Genomic DNA, 18,478 nt, shown 5'->3' on the forward strand with positions numbered 1-18,478 from the left:
CACTTTCTCACGCAATACTTCAATTGTGAGTGTGTTTGAATCCGTTCGGTTTTCCATTTTTTATTATAATCGAAGACGCGCACCCCTGTCTCTCATTTCTTTAAAAATTTGAGAGGGGTGCGCGCAATGATTTCTTTGTGTGTTTGACGCTGCTGAATAGACAGACCATCCGAGGACCAGCTGAGTCGATGTTGTTTGATGAATAGAAAAGGACTTAAGCTATTGGCCTTCGGTCATTGAAAGTTCCTTTTTCTAAACGTTTGTAGCTAGCTCTACTCGTGTCATGGATCATCCTCCTGATCAATTGATAGAGATAGCATCGTATGATTGAGTTATCATGAAAAGGTGTCCATTATTTGACCTTACACTAGGAATTCTATTCTGAATGTCTTTGATACAAACTACTTAGTTGTATTCGTTGAGATACCGTATGATAAGCCTTGATTGCTCCTTAATGTTTCAATAGGGTAAATTGGGCATAATCTAGCTCGGCATAATTGGTATCTTTAGATAAAGTGAGCGTGTTCTCGCCTTGTTTCAGAGTTACCGTACCGTATTGAACGATTTGACGCGTACCCGTATTGTTGCTTGGAACGACGGTGTTGGTCCAACCAATCGTTGGTGGAAATACGATGTCGCTTAGTAGTTCGCCGTTAAGCGTAACCTTATCAGTTGCTGTTGTGCTCTGTTTATTTAACGGACCATTTGCATAACCGACCTCAACTGTATATTGACCAGCTGTTGGGGCGTTTACAGTGAACGTAACGCCACTTTCGGAAGTATCAATTGTTCCAACAAACTGGTTAGCAGATGCATAACTAGCGGTGTTGACAACGGCCTTGCCACTCAACGTACTATTTTCAGCTTCCACTCGAATAGGATCGGAAGGGGATTTTGGTGTATATTGCAGTGTATTGGTAGCGGCATTGCTTGACGGCGTGACCACTAGTCGGTATGCACTCGACTTCTTTAAGTTATTAATTGAAACTGAAATGGAATCGTTTTCAATGCTAAAAACACCGTTTGCCGCAATATTGGGCTCACTAACAGGAGTATCAACTCCATACCATGGGGTCTCTTCGAGTGTCACATGAGCAGAACGGTCATATACGTTTGCAGCTAAACCGGTAATTTTGACCGTGATTGCCCCATTTGTCCCACCAAAAATGACACTGGTTTTCGATTTATCAGTTGTTGTATTTGCAAGGCTGCTAAAATCACCGTTACTTTGGTAGGTACTTGTTTCATCAAGCTGTCCTGACATGTCAGCATACCACTTATATAACCAATAACCGCCATTTGGCTTTTGTTGATCCGTTAGCAAGTTGTCCATGCGTCCATAATTGAACCAAAAGGCAAGGTCAGCGCTGTCTAATTCAGGTGCATTTTCAAAGTTTTGAATATAGTGGATCATCTGTCCGGGAACGGCTAACTCTTGTGGAGCAGCATACTCGTTGATACTAATTTTACGTCTCGTAATACCAAGACTATCTTCAAGACTGTCAAGCGCGGCCACAGAATTCTTGAATCCCGCCGCACTCCATTGGTGCCAACTGATAATATCCGGCAGCGTTCCAGCTGCTTTAGCATGGGCTAAAAATGCTTTTAGCCAGTTGTCATTATAGTAACTTAGACTAGGTCCCACAATCTTGGCATCAGGGGCATGTTCCTTCACGATATGATAAGTATCGTCCCATATCTTGTAGAAGTCGCCCCATGTTCCGTTAGGATTACTTCCGTGGGCGCCCTGCCAATTCCCATTGGGTTCATTCCAAAGTTCATAGCCATAGATATCATTTGCGTAATCTGAATTCTGAGCACTCTGAACCATCTTTTTTACTTTGGCCAACCAGTCTTGTTCATTGCTGAAGTTGTATGGCCATTGATCGTAGATATCAGCTAAACGAACAATTTGCTTTGCGCCAATTTGATGAACTAATGGAGCGACGTTATTAAACTGGCCGGCGCCCTTTCCGACTTGCATTCCATCAGGCGGTGCTTGAGTGAACGTGGTCGGCTTTAGTGGGGAAAGCAAGCTTGCTGTTGGTGTGTTTTCATCTGAAATTCCGTATAGTCCGCCTGAAGCTACATGATCATCAGCAGAATTCGAAACATTTGGCCGAATGTTTTGTTTCGTGTTGACAGTTACTGAAGGTGAATCTGCCTTCGCAGTTCCCAATCCAATTCCAAAAGAGGAGGATAGTCCAATTGCAATTGCTGTAATAAGTGATAGCCCTCTGCTTTTCATCGTAATTTCGCTCCTTGTAGTAATATTTTTGATAAGCCAAATCAAAGGATTTAAAATGTACGTTGATTTAACCAGACAGTCATTTGTTTTTCGTACCGATTTGCCCAGGCATAGTAAGGAATGAAGGTTAGTGAACTCTTGTCAGCACCCCTTGGTTGATCGAAGGTATAGAGGGAGTCTTCTTCCGAATCGATTTTCAACCGGAAAACATCATCGGTCGTTAAAATTTCAACGCCATCTAAAAGCTTAGGTTGATAATCATACGTAAATGATGGCTTCTGATCCAGAACGTATAGCCAAAGCGGTTCCTCATTATCAACGCCTTCAACACAATAAACGATTGGGCCACGCTGAACAGCTACTTTTAAAGCATCTACGCTGACTCGAGTATTTGCGTGAACCAGATGGGGCTGCATGTTGAGATTAAGCGAGATGTCCGTATTGCCGTTCTCAATCGTAAGGTAGAGAATATCATTATTTAGCGTTGTGTTTACCTTACTGCCATCTACTTCAACGCTGTAATGATCAAGGCTCCAAGCAGGAATTCGGATACCAAACGTTAATTCACGTTCACTCGGGTTGGTAATCTGGTAACTAATATGACCATCCCATGGGAAATTACCAGATTGCTTAATTTCAATACCGTTATTAAACTTTGCGTCATTTGCAATAAATTGATGAGATAAAATCGTATTATCGCGAACTTCGTAAAGATACTGATCAAGCGATGCAATCAATCGGGTGATATTCGCCGGACAGCAGGCACAGGCGAACCACGATGACCTGCGCGTTGCAATGTGTTTCTTGCCCGGATTGAGTTCACTTGCGGTTGGATCAGCTTCTAAAGGATTGGCATAAAAATAGTGCTTCCCGTCGAGTGCCATACCACTTAAGGCACCATTAAAAATTTCTTTTTCGATTACATCACCAAATTTCCCCTGGAAATCATTTGCAAGCAGCTGCTTTGTAAAGAAGGCCATTGAAACGGAAGCGCATGTTTCACTGTAATCCGTATCGTTCGGCAGATCATAATCGTAAGTAAATGCTTCACCAGTAACGGTTTGACCAACATTTCCCGTAACATACATCTGTTTCTTGACGATATCATTCCATAAGCGGTTAGCGGCATCAAGCAATTTTTGATCCTTTTCAACCCGGGCAACGTGAGCCAATCCTGTACAAAAGTAGAGAACCCGAACGGCATGTCCGTGAGCATCTTCCTGTTCGGTAATGGGTTTGTCAGCGAAATAATAACGTTCTCCAATGGTGCGCAGCTCTGGGAAGAAATCATTATCCAAACCGTCTGCTTCATTCTGTCGGTCAAAGAAGTCAAGATCTCGGCCTCTTTCAGTCACAAAGTATTTCGCTAGCTTTAAATAATCAGCATTCTGAGTTGTTTCATACAATTGAGCTAGTGCCAATTCGATCTCCGGGTGACCATCATAGCCGTGAATCTTGCCGGCTTCTGATCCAAAGTGGCTGTTAATGCAAGCGGCCATCTTTTCAGCAACATGTAGGGCAGTTTTATTGCCGGTTGCTTTATGATAGGCAACACCGGCTTCGATGTAGTGACCCATTGAATATAATTCGTGGGACTGTTGAAGTCGTTTAAATTTTCTTTCCGGAGCTTCTATTTGGAAGTAGGTGGACAGATAGCCATCATCATCCTGTGCATCAGCAATTAAATCGACAGTCCAGTCAGCTTCTGTTTTTAGCTTGTCATCTGGATGATACTTTAAAACATAAGCGACGGTTTCTAGCCATTTGTAGACATCAGTGTCTTGGAATGGATAGCCAAAATGATGGCCGTTCATTCGACCGGCAGCGATTTTCAAATTTGCAATCGCACCACTACGGTCGGCAGCACCTCCCGCCGCGGCAGCATTAGTAATATCCATCTTTCCTTTGTCATTGATCATATCCCATTGGAAAGGGACGGCATCCTGCGCGATTAAGTCACGATAGCGCTTCCAAAAATTTGAAGTGATTTGTACGTATGCTAATTGAAGCTTAGTTAATTCTTTCATGTTAAATCCATCCTTTAATATAGTTTTGTTATAAGCTTATTTCACATTCTTAATTGCCAAGATGAAGAAGATACCGATCACAGTGGCAGCAATTGATACGATAAATGCTAACGTATAATCGTTTGTTGCTGTCACAATAAATGAGGTTGCCATTGGAGCGGCGGTTAGTCCAAGGGTGTTTGTCAGGTTACTAAATCCAATATATTTACCCGTGTTTTTATCAATTTTTGCTTGTTCGGGAATAACGTCCATATTCAGGGCACCATCAACTGCTAAGTAAACACCGTATCCAAGTCCTGCCAGGATTGCATATGCAATGATACCGTTGGTTGACTTAACAAAGAGTGGGACAAGGGTGCCGATGATCATTAAAATTCCACCGGAAATGATCGGCATCTTTCGACGTTTAATGTAATCTGACATTGGGCCGGAAATTACTAAACCAACCAGTGAAACCACAAGTGTAAACATCGATAGACGGTTCATTGATTGAGCCGCGGCTAACGTTGACTGTCCAAGGTAGTTTTCTAGAATATAGAGCAGATATTGCATCACCATCGTATAACTAGTCATAATTAGGAAACGCCCGGCACACGATTTGTAAAAGTCGTGGGCGCCTTCAAACTTTGGCGGTAACAAAGTAATTAAGACGTCTCTAATACCTTTTCCTTGTTGGAAGTCAGCAGTCTTTGATGATGGCTCACGTGGAATAATGGCAAGGGCAAGCAATCCAGACAAAGCAATTAAGACCCCACCGACAATAAAACCGACATTTTGGTATGATTGTCCCAGGAAGTAGGAACTGATAAACTGGCCAATAGGTAAGCCAACTGATGTGGCACCAAGACCGGCTGATAGAGTACCACGAACATTCTTAGGTACCCTGTCTGCTAGGAAAGCATACATTGGCGTTTGAATCGCATTTTGACCTAACGTATTAAAGCAGTATGCCAAGGTCAAATTTAACGTTGTTTGGAATGATCCTAATAAGTAAAGACCGATACCGGCAACGATTGATCCCCAGAAAATCCATGGGGTCCGCTTACCAAATCGAGATTTGGTTCTGTCGGATAAAGTTCCCCAGATATAACCGGCAAAGAGTGAAACGAGCGATGTTACGGAAGTGATAATTCCGTATGCAGCCGTTGGATTTACCATTCCAACATCCTTTAAGTGTTGCGGCAGCAAGTTACCGCCGTTAATCGTAAAAGCGGCATTGTTTAACACGGCATAAATGACGAACGCTGCGAGAAAACGAAATACAGTGAGCCTTGAAAATGGTTTGCCGGTTTCAGGCGACAATGTGTCAGGATTAACATGAGCAGCAGGAATTGCGCCCGCCATATTATCTGCTGAAAAGAATAGCTTATGTTTTTTAAGCAATTGAACAACTCCCCTTCGTATCATAAAACTTGAGTAGATAGCTGTTAACTAAATTTCCAACCGGCTTATTTCGTGATCACACCTATATGATAACGATTACATAAAAACATAAAAACTTAAAAATATATACATATGGTGTCAAAAATAAACTTTTTTTAAAACGCTTTCATAAAAGATGTTAGAATGTTTATATAGTCATATAGTTCTTAATAAGATCATTTTTTCAGTGAACATAATGGTTACAAATAGATAAGATGTTAAACCAACTATTATCAGTGAATAAACCAAGATGTTTGGTGTATTTTTTTGATGTTTTTATAGTTCAACAATTTAAATGAGAAGGAGCTATTATCGTGAATGAAATAACATTTGCCAAAAATGAAGTTGTCATGTTTATGATTGGTGGTAACTTTTCAGCGGATGCGGGCTGGAAGCATAAGGCTCGCTATCATCGGGGGGATTATGAATTGATTATTTGCGTTAAAGGCCCCATTAATTTATTGATCGGAAATGAAAGTGCCACACTAAATGAGCATGATCTTTTAATTGTGCCTCCCTATACACCTATGAAAGGAACGGTCCCATCTTCCAACCCAATTGAATTTTATTGGCTGCACTTCCTATTACCCGAAAATCATCATTTACACCAGAAGGTAAAACTCGAACAGGATCGTAATGAATTAACACATAATGCTGATGACAGGCCCAAGAATTTAGTCATTCAAACCAGCTACCATTTTCAAGATACGCGTGATCTATTGATCTTAACCCATCAACTTCTCGCAGTTGATTCGTCGGGCATGTACAGTCAGGAGCAACAAAATCTTTTGATGACTTTAATTTTGATACAGATGGCAAACTTAGCAAATAAAACCAATTTCGAGGACAAAAACAAAACGGTTGTGAACCAGTTAAAGGAATGGATCAGAACAAATATTTATCGATCACCAACTCTCGCTGATATCGCAAAGGAAACTAAGTTAAATCAACAGTATGTCTCTAGACTGTTTAAAAAATATGTTGGAATGTCACCTAAGCATTACATGATTCATCTAAAGGTTCAAACCGCTCAAGCTTTATTGATTCGAACAAATTTATCGATTAAAGAAATTGGTCATTATTCATATTTCTCCGATGATAAATTATTCATGAAGCAATTTAAGCGGATAAGCGGGGTAACCCCCAGTTCATTCAGAAGTTTATATCAGAAGGTTTATCATAATAATCAGGTGATTGATCCAGTGCTACCCATTCCAGAAGAGGTTACGCAAAAGTTGGATATCGATCGGGATCCTGGAGCTCCAAAAAATTTAAAATACCTTAATGAAAATTAAAAAAATGTGGCAAATTCGGAAGAACCGCTCTTTTGATAAATCGTAGTTTTACCATCATTATCATTTCGTGCTATCAGGCAGTGTATTTTTCGATGTGATGTTGTCAACGAATTGAAGTCGGATACTCAAATAATTGGAAATAAACGTTCTTATTCTTTACGACGCTTAACAGTTTTCTCGTGACTATTATTTTTGCGTTTCCTTGTATTGAAAATAGTCAAAATCTGCATAGCTGTTCTTTGTATCAAAATCAATAGCCGTCAGGCCAACAACAGCTCCCGTATAGGCCCAGCCGGATACATGCTGATCGGAAAGCTTCTGTCCGTCAAACCACTCGCCCAGAGGGGTAAATGAGCGACCGTCGGTGCCGTACAGGCAGCGTATTTTCGCATTTTGTACATTCATTTGAAGAAAAACTGGTTCGGAATCATTCAGGTAGCCGTAAAGGCCTCTAAGTGGTTCTGTGATCGTTCCATTGTCATTGGTTGTGATTGATACGACTCGCCGACCACTGTGCTCATCACGTGACACACCTAAAAATATCCAGCACTTGGTATTATAATAACACACGAGTCCGGCAAGCTGCTGATAGGTCTCGGGATTGAAGTCTAAAGAGGTTTCAGCAAGGAAATTGACAGATTGCCAGCGTCTGGCGACTAATGACTGGTTAAACACTGATGTCAGGCTGTCTCCACCGTGTATTCTTAATTTTCCCGGATTTTCGATCAATGAAATTTTTTCTTCAAACGGTGTGCGCAGAGTTATCCATTCAGCCCCCAATGTTGGCTTTTCAAAAGTTTCATACGTATTGTTTGTCGTACCCCCGCCGTTCGTTTCTGTCTCCGAAGATTCTGGAACTTGAACGGTTACCTGAGGCTCATTACTCCCGTGTCTCAAACGTGGCCAGCCATATTCCCAGACGATCTCCTGCAAAGCAGTTTCTCTTCCAAGAGGTGAAAACTGTCCGGAACCGTAATATCTTGAACACAGATGGACAAGATACCAGTCACCAGTCGGGGATTGAACTAAATTGCCGTGACCCGATTTTTGAAGTGGATTATCAGGATAGTGGTAAGCAGTTATCAGTGGTGAAAATGGCGACAGTTCATAAGGGCCGAACAGATTTTTTGAACGACTGACGCTGATTGAATGATGCCGTCCAGTTCCGCCTTCCGCAGCCAGAATATAATACCAGCCATCCTTTTTCATCAGATGCGGTCCTTCTGTTCCGCCCACTGCACTGCCTTTATGGATCAGTACAGGTTCACTGATCAGTTTTCGGTCCATCAGATCATATTCCTGAAGTACTAGTCCGCTGAACTTTGTTTTACTTGGAAGCGGACGGTAATCCCAGCGCGGATTAATAATATATTTCTTACCATCATCATCATGAAAAAGCGATGGATCAAAGCCGGATGCGTTCAAAAAGATCGGGTCAGACCATTCACCGTTGATCGTGCTGCTTGTTGTTAGATAATTTTTAACGTCTTTGTAATTGCCATCGATTTGATAAGCGATGGTATAGACAAGCCAAAATTTCCCATCCGAATAGGACAGGGCGGGTGCCCAAATTCCTGCACTGTCCGGAATACCGCGCAGATTCAAATGTTTCTTGTCAATCAAAGGCCGCGAGACAATTGTCCAGTGAGCCAAATCGTGTGAGCTGAGAATCTCTACTCCTGGATACCATTCGAATGTTGATGTTGCCAAATAATAGGTATCCTCGACGCGACAAATACATGGATCAGGATGGAAACCACTGATAATCGGATTTTGTATCTTCATCATAACCTCCGGAACAAAAAATTTTTAAATGACCAATAGAGCAACCTGGTTATAAATCGCTTACAAAAACAGTTAATAAATCTAAAAGGATCAATAGTTGTGTGACTCAAATGTCGATAATCAAGACGAGTTAAAAAATCAAGGATCTATATAGGATACATAGTTTATCATAATACAACAATTAATCATTTTGTACCCTATTTTATAGTTTTTCACAAATTTGCTAATTTTGTATTGGTTACGACACAGTATTTTGCATAAACAAAAAGTTGTAATGGAAGACATCACTCATAGAGTCTGTATCTTTGTTTGCAAGCTTTTTCTAAACGTAGTTTATAATTGCTTGAAAGCGCTAGCTAAAAGACGTATCATAGGATTGTAACCAAAATGTTTCTTTTTTAAATATACGATTTATTATAAAGAAACAAACGAGGTTCATTAGAAAAAAATGTGAGGAGGAAATATACTATGGCAACACAAAACCTGGAAACACGGTACACCCACAGCCCGGTAGATATACGCCATTATTCAACGGAGGATCTGCGCAGAGAATTTCTCGTTGAAAAGATCTTCGAACCTGGAAAAGTTGTGTTAACGTATACACATAATGACCGGCAGATCTTTGGCGGAGTGACCCCAATCAGTGAGCCTTTGAGTGTTCACCTGACAAAAGAGTTAGGTGTGGACTACTTCCTTGAAAGACGAGAATTAGGCGTAATTAATATTGGTGGCCCGGGTACGATCTCGATCGATGGTGAAACGGACAGCATGAAAAAGCAGGATGGCTACTATATCGGTAAAGGGACAAAAAATGTGGAATTCCGCTCCGATGATGCAGAGAATCCTGCTAAATTTTATATTGTCTCGACACCGGCGCATCACAAATATCCCAATGTCAAAATTAGCATTGATGATATTAAACCGAGAGAAACCGGCGAATCACTTTCATTGAATGAGCGCAAAATCTATCAATATATTCATCCGAACATCTGCGAAAGCTGTCAGCTGCAGATGGGGTATACGGTCCTGTCACCAGGAAGCTCATGGAACACCATGCCATGCCATACACATGAACGTCGGATGGAAACCTATCTATATTTTGACATGGATGAAGATACACGTGTTTTCCATTTCATGGGGACTCCCGAAGAAACCAAGCATTTGGTTGTTTCGAATGAACAAGCAGTGATTTCACCAAGCTGGTCCATTCACTGTGGTGTAGCCACAAAGAACTACACGTTTATCTGGGCTATGTGCGGTGAAAACATTACTTATGATGATATGGATTTTGTTTCAATGGACAGATTGAAATAAATAATTGCTGCGTGCACCGTGACCGCAACAAGAGAGTCTGAAAAAGTGTCGGGAGAGCCTTTCCATCTTCCGACACTTTTTTACTGCAGACAAAAATAGCGAGAGGTTACGCGGAGTATCCTCTCGCTATCACTAAGTTAGCGATGCGTGTTGCAATCCGTGGTGGATATCCAATTATCTTTTGGGAGCAGCCGTAGAGTTAGGGATGCCGACAAAAGGGGGCAACAGTGCGAAACCAATAGAAACCACAGCTAGCAATCCGCCTCCGATCCCAAGTGTCAGAGAAATACCAAGTTGGTCGGCAATAAAGCCACAGACAAGAATAGAGACCAGCTGAACGATAGAAGCAGCCGTTGTTATGGTTCCCACAACCTCCTCAAACTCATCATTATTGGTGATCATATGGATGAAGTTAAAGATCAGCATGTTACTCCATGTCAGCAAGAAGCTGTAAGCGAAAACCATGACTGTCGCAAAGATCCATTGATTCCCCCAGTTCAGAAAGATAAGCGTCACACCAACGGATGCTGAAAATAGAAACGTGAAAACAGCTTGATGTCCTAGCCGTCGGAGCATGCTGGACGCAGACATTGCCCAGAATGAACCGATTCCGAGAATGACAAACAATCCGCTGAAGCCTGCGGGAGAATGATTTAACCGGAACGAGATTGCTGGGAAGAGTACAGTTAAAGGTCCGACAGCCGCAAAATTAATGAGCATGGTGACAATCATGATATGCCTTAAATGAGTGCTGCTGAATACTGTTTTTAACCCAAGATAAAATTGCTGATAAATTTGACCGAAAATTTCTCCAAAGGAAACAGATGGCTTAATCTGCGTTTTTTTTGGACGTATTGAAGATGGGTGAAGCGTGAACGTACCAATAATATTAAAGATCTGGATGAAGACGATGACAATAAATAATAAATCAAGACCACGCCAATAAATGAGCGCACCGGCAATTGCCGGACCAATGATTGGCGCAATCTGTCTGATGACTTGCTGCAGTCCGCTTGCGGCGATTTGATTATCTTCATCTGTCGCTTCAATCAATAGTGCCTGTGATAGTGGGGGAAACAATGCATCAAGAACAGCGATCCCAAGGATCAGAGCAATCAGTAATGGATAGGAAATTGCTGATTTGAAGAACAGAAATGTAAAAGCGATTAACACAATTAATTGAATGAAATGAACCGTTAGTAAAACAGGTCGTTTTCGAATCACCAGTGATAAGTGAACGTTAAAAAATGAGATTAGAAATTGGACTGCCGGTGTAATAAACAGAAGTACGCCCATTGCTATAAAGGAATGGCTATTCTGTAAGACCCACCAAATACTGCCGAATATAAAAATCTGTTCCGCAATGATCTGGAATAGTGAACTTGTCACGTATGTTTTAATGCTGGTCTTTTTTTTCAATACGTTCGTCATAAGAGATCCCTTCTTCAATAAAGGTATGTGATCCAGGCAGCCGTAACAGTTTTCCGCCAAGGTATTGAATGAGCCTCGAAATGCGTAATAGAATATATATAAAAACGCTTTCTATAAATGGAAAGCGATTTCATTAATAAGCATACATGATTATTCTTTTTTTCACAATCTAAAAAACAGGATAGTGCTTATGAAGCTTTAAGTAGGTGGACTAGATCGCTTGACAAGAGAATCAATCTGTTTCTATACTAAGTTCGAGTTATTAGAAGGGACAAGCAAATTCTAATTCATCGATGAGAAATGTATTACTTGTCTCTTTGAATATTTTTGAAAACGGATACAATGGTGCTGATTTACGATTTAATAATACATCTGATCCTGTTTTGATCTTGGTTGAATGGGCATAACTGGATCGTATGATAAGGTGGTGAATGATATTATGAAAGATCAGATACTTGCGTTGCTAACGAAGGAGACCGAAGATTGCAAGCAACTGGGTCCCAATCCGAACCTGACTACTGAAGAGATCTGTAAACGGTTGCCCATTAAACGTAATACAGTCAGTCAATATTTGAATGAACTGGTTGCCGAGCGGAAATGTATTAAAATCAAAACAAGGCCTGCTTACTTTTATAGTACCGATGCGATGAAACGTCATTTTTTTATGCCACTTAAGGACATGTACAATTCATTTGAAGAATTGCTAAATGATAACCCTGAGGAAAAGGGTGGAAAATCCTTTTTTTCGAATATTATTGGACACGATCTCAGCTTGAAAGGTGTCATTGACCAAATTAAGACCTCTGTTTTTTATCCGGGATCGGGATTGCCGATGATTTTCATCGGTGAAACCGGTGTTGGAAAAAGCATGTTCGCGCGATTGACTTATAAATATTGTATTGAAAGAAAGCTTTTGGATCAATCGGCACCATTCATTGAATTGAATTGTTCACAATATTTTCACAATCCGGAACTGTTGACGAGCAATCTATTTGGCTATGTGAAAGGCGCTTTTACAGGAGCAGATCACGACAAAGTAGGGATGTTGGAGGCGGCAGACGGAGGAGTTCTATTTCTTGATGAATGTCATCGACTCGATGCCGAAAGTCAGGAAAAGTTCTTTACATTTATGGATAAAGGTTATTTCCAACGGATGGGTGAAAGTAAAACGAGGCACAAGAGCCGGGTGCGTATTATTTTTGCAACAACTGAGAGTCTCCAGGCCAATTTTCTGCGCACTTTTTTACGCCGTATTCCGATGACGGTGGAGATTCCTCCACTTAGCCAACGTTCACTAAAGGAAGTTCAGTATTTTATTTATCATTTTTTTATTGAAGAAGCAAAAAAAATGAATCGGCCGCTTCATATCAGTACATGGGTCATTAACCGGCTCAGTAACCTGCAATACAGTGATAATGTGGGGGAATTGGAAAACAATGTTCGGTTGATTTGTGCGAATGCACTGAGCAAGAATCCAGATAATGAGCTGATTTCGATCAATGGTCAGGACATTCCTGAGAGTCTGTATCAGCAATTTTTGACCGTTCGTGATTTAGAGAAGGAAAACACGCAGAAAACGGTCATAACTCCGACAAGTCATGTTTCTGATTTTCTCAAGGCTGATTTTCCTCAAAAAAATATACTTAACGAGTTGATGAAAATTCTGATTAATCTCTTCCAAAAGTACGCAGAGGGCGAGGTCAAAGAGGAATTTTTTCTCCATCAGTCATCTATGGAAGTTGGGACGACGATGGAAATGCTCATTCATCGAGATGGCGTGAACAGGCAGGAAACGATCCTTAAGTATATTTCAGGTGTCATTCAGGAAATTGCCAAATTTCTTGAACATAATTACTTAATTAAATTGAATGGAAATACTTTGATTGTTTTGACTCATTATATCTATAGCAGGAATGATTTTACCATTCAAATTGATGAATGCTATGAGAAAATTCGGGATGAATTAATTGATTTTTTGAAGAGAAAGCTGGTCAACGAATCGAAACTTTTGAAATCGATCAGTGATTTACTTGAAGCACGAATGGATTTTTTACTTGATGCTAACGATTGGATTATTTTACTTTATTTTCTAACCAACCTTGATATAACCCATTCTCGACAAAGAATGCACAGTGTGGTACTTGCACATGGTTTTTCGACTGCTAGCAGTATAGCAGATGTGGTGAACCGTTTTTTAAATGAAAAAATCTTTGATTCATTTGATATGCCGTTCAATGTACCTCTGGAAAAGGTTGAGGAATATATGGATTATTACATCAAGGAGCTTGATTGTTCAAATGGTCTGGTTGTACTGGTTGACATGGGTTCTTTAATGATTATTTTTGACAAACTGAAAGATAAAATCAACGGTCCTCTATTGGTTGCCAATAACGTATCAACACAGTCCGTGCTCCTTACAGGTGAGATGATCAAAAAAAATCGGCCGATTGAGGAAATTGACAGCCGTCTGAAAAATGATATTCCAATTCAGCATAAGCTTGGTTTTCCTAAAAAAAACAAAGAACCAATGATTATCACCTCCTGTTCATCAGGAGTTGGCGCTGCGAGAAAGTTAAGAGAATTTTTACTCGGCAGTCTGCCTTCTGAAATCAGTTATCGAATTGAGGCGGTTGACTTGCACACATTGTCAACCTATAAGACCAATTTTCCACTTTTAAAACAATACCAAATCACGGGAATTATTGGTACATCTGATCCAAAAATTGACGGTATTCCTTACATTGCATTAGAGGAACTGGTCTCAAGTCGCGGAATGGAACGGATTAAGGCCTTATTTCCAACAGTCAGTGATCCGAGACTTTTAAAGATCATTAACGATAATTTTGTTCGCAATCTGTCTGTCGAGCGCCTTTTGCCGGCGATCACAATCCTGGATGTCAAAAAGATGATTGGTTATGTTGACGAAATGATAAACTCACTTGAGCGGAATGGTAATTTTCAAATGAGCAATAGCCGAAAATCAATTCTATATATTCATACGAGCAGCTTGGTTGAGCGGCTTATCCGACACATACCGCAGCCTGAAGCTTTACCTTTTAAGAAAAAAGGAAAAAAGTATGAAGAACAGATAAAATTGATTCAAACTGCACTGCTCCCTCTTGAGAACGCCTACAATGTAACGGTCGGTGAACGTGAACTGGATTATCTTCAGAATATTATCTTTGACCAGTAAAAAAGACTTGCTTATTTTAGCAAGTCTTTTTTATGCTGTGCTCCCAAGCGTTAAATTGATGTATGGTTATCTCCGTATACTTCTAATTCTGTTAAGGCCGGAAATGGAGAATCGTCATCATTTTTGATCAGATTTTTCAATTTCAGCCATTCAATGTCACGTGGTGCAATTGAGAAAACTTGTGCTTCATGAACTTTCACAAGCTTTAATACTTCTTCTGTACCATCGGAGAACTCGGCAGTCACCTGAGTCCAATAGCTGTCATGCGGATAGTCGCCTCTTAAAATGAGTGCCATCCGATCAACGTGCACCCTTCTTCCAAACTCGAGCTGGAGGAACGCATCGGCCTTTTTATTGATTCCCCATGACTGGTAGGGATAGGATCCGTGACTTTCGTTGGCAATGATACCATCAATCGCATTACGTGCAAAAAAAGTTGAATCGTTTCTTGTTTCTACATTAGCCCATGCATGAGGATACCCGCCTGAATCCTGTTTTTGATCATGAGGATTTAAGGCGAGATTTCTGTATCTGTTGATCTCGTCTTCTTCAGCAAAACGAGCATGCATGTACTTTTTTTCACCGATGAACGCATTTTTAGGGAAGGCGCGCAGTTCTTCCTCACTCAGCGGATAGTGGTATGTCCACTCCTGTTCTTTTAGATAGATAAGTGAAGGATTCAAAGCTTCATCAGCCTGAACCATGAGATACTGCCCCGGCTCATCTACCGATATTTTAAGCAGATCTCCTTTCTCAAATGATCCGATGAAATCAAGGTACGTGTGTTGTTCTCCGCTCCTGCTTTTCTTAATTTCCCCGTCTGTGTTAACTAATTTCAGAGTTATGCTTGGCATCCGTCAACCTTCTTTCAGTGTTATTAATTGTATTCGCTTACAATGGTGGTGAGTGATGAAAGTAATGAGACAATCATTCGCTCCTATTTTAAGGTGGGCGCTAAGGAGAAACAAGAAAAAAGTATAAGTGTTGATCAGTTGCGTAAAAATGAACAGCAGGTTTCTGTCGATATAAAACGATCATTAACCTTTTTCTGTCGACAACGTCCGGAATGTAATCCCTTTCAAGGGAGAGATCATCGACACAAAAATGGCATGGAAATTGCTTGCTAGAAGATGTAAGGCAAGAATACTAGGGAAGGTGCTAAGATGGGCAGAAAAATTATTGTAATTTCTCACAATCTTTTTGCAGAAGGACTGAAAAGGTCCGTAGAGATGATTACAGGCAAGCATGAAAATCTTTATGCATATGGGTTACTGCCGGGCAACAATCCCGCAGATCTGCTGCCGGAAATTGAAAAACAGGTTGAAACAGCTTCCGAAGTAATCATTCTGGCAGATTTAGTTGGTGGAAGCATGTGCAACGCAGCGACACAATTGCTGACTCATAAGCATGTAAAATTGGTCGGAGGTGTTAATCTTTCGCTCTTACTTGAATTGGTACTTATTCCTGAAGATCAAGAAGTTGATTTGGTTGCATTAATCGGTCATGCACGTGAAGCGATAAAGGAGGTGATTCTTGAACAAAGAGCACAGAATGATGAACAATTTTTTTAATTAATAAAGGGGTGAATGATAAGTGATTGTAATGGCACGAATTGATGACCGACTGATTCACGGACAGGTTGCGGTCATGTGGTCGAAACAACTCAATGTCAGCAGAATTATTGTTGTCAGTGATGAAGTTGCGAAAAATGAACTTCAGGTAAGCGCATTAAAAATGGCGGCACCGGCGTCAATTCAAGCATTCGTATTTCCGGTTGATAAAGCGGCGACTTTAATCAACGATCCACGCTCAGAAAAAATGAGAATATTGGTGGTTACGAATACACCGGATGACTTATATCGCTTGTTAACTAAAATTCATGAAAAGCCTGATCTTAATATTGCAAATTATGGTCGTGTCGCTGGTAATCTCGAAAGTAAGGAAAAAATTACGGACACTGTGTACGTGGGTCAAAATGACAAGGAAATCTTTAATAAACTATTTGAACTTGGTTTTGATTTTAGTTATCAGCCGCTTCCTTCCGATTCCAAAAAATCTCTGAAAAAGTTGATGGGAGGTAATTGATATGCTGCTTTACCAAGCATTTGCAGTAGGCTTAAGCTTGATGTTTACAAAATTCACGGATTGGTACGGAACATTGTATTTAAGTCGTCCATTGTTCTGTGTGACGGTACTTGGTTTTCTGTTAGGCAAACCCGTTGAAGGAATAACGATGGGTGCCGCACTGGAACTCGTTTATCTTGGAACCGTTAGTCTTGGCGGTGTGATGCCTCAGGATTATGGGTTCGGTGCCATTTTTGGTGCCGGATTTGCTCTGATTCTGGATCAGAAAATATCGGTTGGTATCGCACTGTCAATTCCGCTTAGTTTGCTTGGCTCTCTCTTATACGCGGTGTTTAAAGTCTGGATTACATCCATGGTAACGAAGTTTGAAAAGTACGCCCGAGAAAAAAACCTTGCTGCCTTTAAACGGCTTTGGTGGGTTCAGTTTTGTACCTATAATCTTATGTATTTTGCCTTTGGCTTTATCGCAATATTAGCCGGTTCGAATGCAGTAAAAGCACTCGTTGATGCCATCCCTACATGGGCGCAGAATTCACTGACCGTAGCCGCAGGTATGCTCCCGGCATTAGGAATGGCATTACTGCTCAAAACATTATGGACCAGAGATCTGGCTGCTTACTTCTTTATTGGCTTTGCTTTGGTTATCTTCTTTAAAGGAAACCTGATCAGTGTTGCCTTCCTGTCCCTATGCTTTGCGGCAATTGTTGGTTTTAATGAATTGAAGCATATTAATAAACCGGCACCGGCTACGAACATGGGCAGTGCGGATGAAAGTGAGGGATTCTTCGATGAGTAAAAGTAATCTGCTTAAGCTGGAGGGAAATGAACGAAAATTGATCTGGCAACTGTTCTGGCGTGCCAATCCATTAATGTTCTGCACGAGCTATACAAAGCAGCAAGGTGTGACCTTCGCATGGGCACTTATCCCATTTCTGCAGCGTATTTACGGTAAAGACAGTGATGAATTTTACAAGAGTCTGGGAAGACACCAGTCATTCTTTAATACAACGCCGGGCATGGCACCGTTTATTATGGGACTTGTGATCTCCATGGAAGAAGAAAGAAAACGGGCGATCGATACCTTTGATAACAAATCCATTGAAGCTTTGAAGGCTTCACTGATGGGGCCATTGGCAGGAATTGGTGATTCAATTTACGTCGGAACACTGCGAATTGTGGCAACCGGTGTTGCAATCGGTTTGTGTCAGCAAGGAAGTATTCTTGGCCCCATTATCTTTGCACTTGTTTATAATATTCCTAACTTCCTCATTCGTTACTATGGATCAATCGTCGGATACAAGGCTGGCAGCAAGTTCATCGGAGAAACGATGGCTAATGGCACATTTAAAGTGCTGACAAAAGCATTCTCCGTTATGGGCCTAATGATGGTTGGGGCAATGAGCGCACAGTATGTGAAATTTGATACCGTTTTCGCAACGAAACTGGCAGGTCAGTCATTTAAACTGCAAACCATTTTAGACTCGATTCTTCCCGGGTTGCTCCCGCTTTCGCTGGTTGTGGGCTCCTTCTTCTACTTACGCAAGAAAAACAAACCGGTAAGAGTGATGGTATTTATTTTTGTGCTGGCGGTTGTTTTAACTGTTCTTGGAATTACGGGAGTTGCTCCAACAAAATAAAACATCAAAGCAATAATTTTTTCCGATCTCCCCAAAGAGTT

General features: G+C 40.9%; 13 protein-coding genes. 7 read left to right on the top strand and 6 right to left on the bottom strand.

What is annotated here, in order from left to right:
• Positions 1-451 precede the first annotated feature (451 nt).
• From NIE88_RS02510 to NIE88_RS02520, 3 genes are read right to left on the bottom strand one after another with little or no spacing between them, the layout of a single operon-like run.
• Entirely contained in the window at positions 452-2,248 is a 1,797-nt protein-coding gene (locus tag NIE88_RS02510) for a CBM35 domain-containing protein (RefSeq protein WP_253058366.1), read from the bottom strand.
• Positions 2,249-2,298: 50 nt separating this feature from the next.
• On the bottom strand, positions 2,299-4,275 hold the full coding sequence (locus NIE88_RS02515) for a glycoside hydrolase family 127 protein (protein WP_253058368.1): 1,977 nt from the start codon (positions 4,273-4,275) through the stop codon (positions 2,299-2,301).
• 36 nt (positions 4,276-4,311) lie between these two features.
• The gene (locus NIE88_RS02520) at positions 4,312-5,658 is read right to left on the bottom strand and encodes an MFS transporter (protein WP_253058370.1); all 1,347 of its coding nucleotides are present in this window, start codon (positions 5,656-5,658) and stop codon (positions 4,312-4,314) included.
• Positions 5,659-6,011: 353 nt separating this feature from the next.
• On the opposite strand from NIE88_RS02520, the gene NIE88_RS02525 reads away from it, so the two are divergent.
• The gene (locus NIE88_RS02525) at positions 6,012-6,992 is read left to right on the top strand and encodes an AraC family transcriptional regulator (protein ID WP_253058372.1); all 981 of its coding nucleotides are present in this window, start codon (positions 6,012-6,014) and stop codon (positions 6,990-6,992) included.
• Between the two features lie 186 nt (positions 6,993-7,178).
• Here NIE88_RS02525 and NIE88_RS02530 read toward each other — a convergent pair whose 3' ends face one another.
• A complete protein-coding gene (locus tag NIE88_RS02530) occupies positions 7,179-8,777 on the bottom strand; it encodes a glycoside hydrolase family 43 protein (RefSeq protein WP_253058374.1) in 1,599 nt (532 codons plus the stop codon).
• A 483-nt stretch (positions 8,778-9,260) separates the two neighbouring features.
• Between NIE88_RS02530 and kduI the strand changes: the two genes are divergently transcribed.
• Positions 9,261-10,091 carry a 5-dehydro-4-deoxy-D-glucuronate isomerase gene (gene kduI / locus NIE88_RS02535; protein ID WP_253058585.1) on the top strand — a complete coding sequence of 277 codons (831 nt, stop codon included), beginning with the start codon at positions 9,261-9,263 and terminating at the stop codon, positions 10,089-10,091.
• Positions 10,092-10,265: 174 nt separating this feature from the next.
• Here kduI and NIE88_RS02540 read toward each other — a convergent pair whose 3' ends face one another.
• Positions 10,266-11,522, bottom strand: coding sequence for an MFS transporter (locus tag NIE88_RS02540; protein ID WP_253058376.1), 1,257 nt, complete (start codon positions 11,520-11,522; stop codon positions 10,266-10,268).
• A 439-nt stretch (positions 11,523-11,961) separates the two neighbouring features.
• On the opposite strand from NIE88_RS02540, the gene NIE88_RS02545 reads away from it, so the two are divergent.
• The gene (locus NIE88_RS02545) at positions 11,962-14,715 is read left to right on the top strand and encodes a sigma 54-interacting transcriptional regulator (RefSeq protein ID WP_253058382.1); all 2,754 of its coding nucleotides are present in this window, start codon (positions 11,962-11,964) and stop codon (positions 14,713-14,715) included.
• 50 nt (positions 14,716-14,765) lie between these two features.
• Here the strand turns inward: NIE88_RS02545 and NIE88_RS02550 are convergent, their stop codons facing one another.
• A complete protein-coding gene (locus tag NIE88_RS02550) occupies positions 14,766-15,569 on the bottom strand; it encodes a hypothetical protein (protein WP_253058384.1) in 804 nt (267 codons plus the stop codon).
• Between the two features lie 309 nt (positions 15,570-15,878).
• Here NIE88_RS02550 and NIE88_RS02555 point away from each other — a divergent pair, with 309 nt between their 5' ends.
• Genes NIE88_RS02555 through NIE88_RS02570 form a run of 4 tightly spaced genes read left to right on the top strand, consistent with a single transcriptional unit; the run spans position 15,879 to position 18,437 of the window.
• Positions 15,879-16,286 carry a PTS sugar transporter subunit IIA gene (locus NIE88_RS02555; RefSeq protein ID WP_253058385.1) on the top strand — a complete coding sequence of 136 codons (408 nt, stop codon included), beginning with the start codon at positions 15,879-15,881 and terminating at the stop codon, positions 16,284-16,286.
• Positions 16,287-16,317: 31 nt separating this feature from the next.
• Positions 16,318-16,800 carry a PTS sugar transporter subunit IIB gene (locus NIE88_RS02560; RefSeq protein WP_253058587.1) on the top strand — a complete coding sequence of 161 codons (483 nt, stop codon included), beginning with the start codon at positions 16,318-16,320 and terminating at the stop codon, positions 16,798-16,800.
• A 1-nt stretch (position 16,801) separates the two neighbouring features.
• Positions 16,802-17,596 (top strand): PTS mannose/fructose/sorbose/N-acetylgalactosamine transporter subunit IIC, encoded by a 795-nt coding sequence (locus NIE88_RS02565; protein WP_253058389.1) that lies wholly within the window; start codon positions 16,802-16,804, stop codon positions 17,594-17,596.
• Complete coding sequence (locus NIE88_RS02570; RefSeq protein ID WP_253058390.1) at positions 17,589-18,437, top strand: PTS system mannose/fructose/sorbose family transporter subunit IID; 849 nt, start codon at positions 17,589-17,591, stop codon at positions 18,435-18,437. Before NIE88_RS02565 ends, NIE88_RS02570 begins: the two co-directional genes overlap by 8 nt.
• Positions 18,438-18,478 lie beyond the last annotated feature (41 nt).

Source organism: Sporolactobacillus shoreicorticis (assembly GCF_024125445.1).
GTDB classification, from domain to species: Bacteria; Bacillota; Bacilli; order Bacillales; family Sporolactobacillaceae; genus Sporolactobacillus; species Sporolactobacillus shoreicorticis.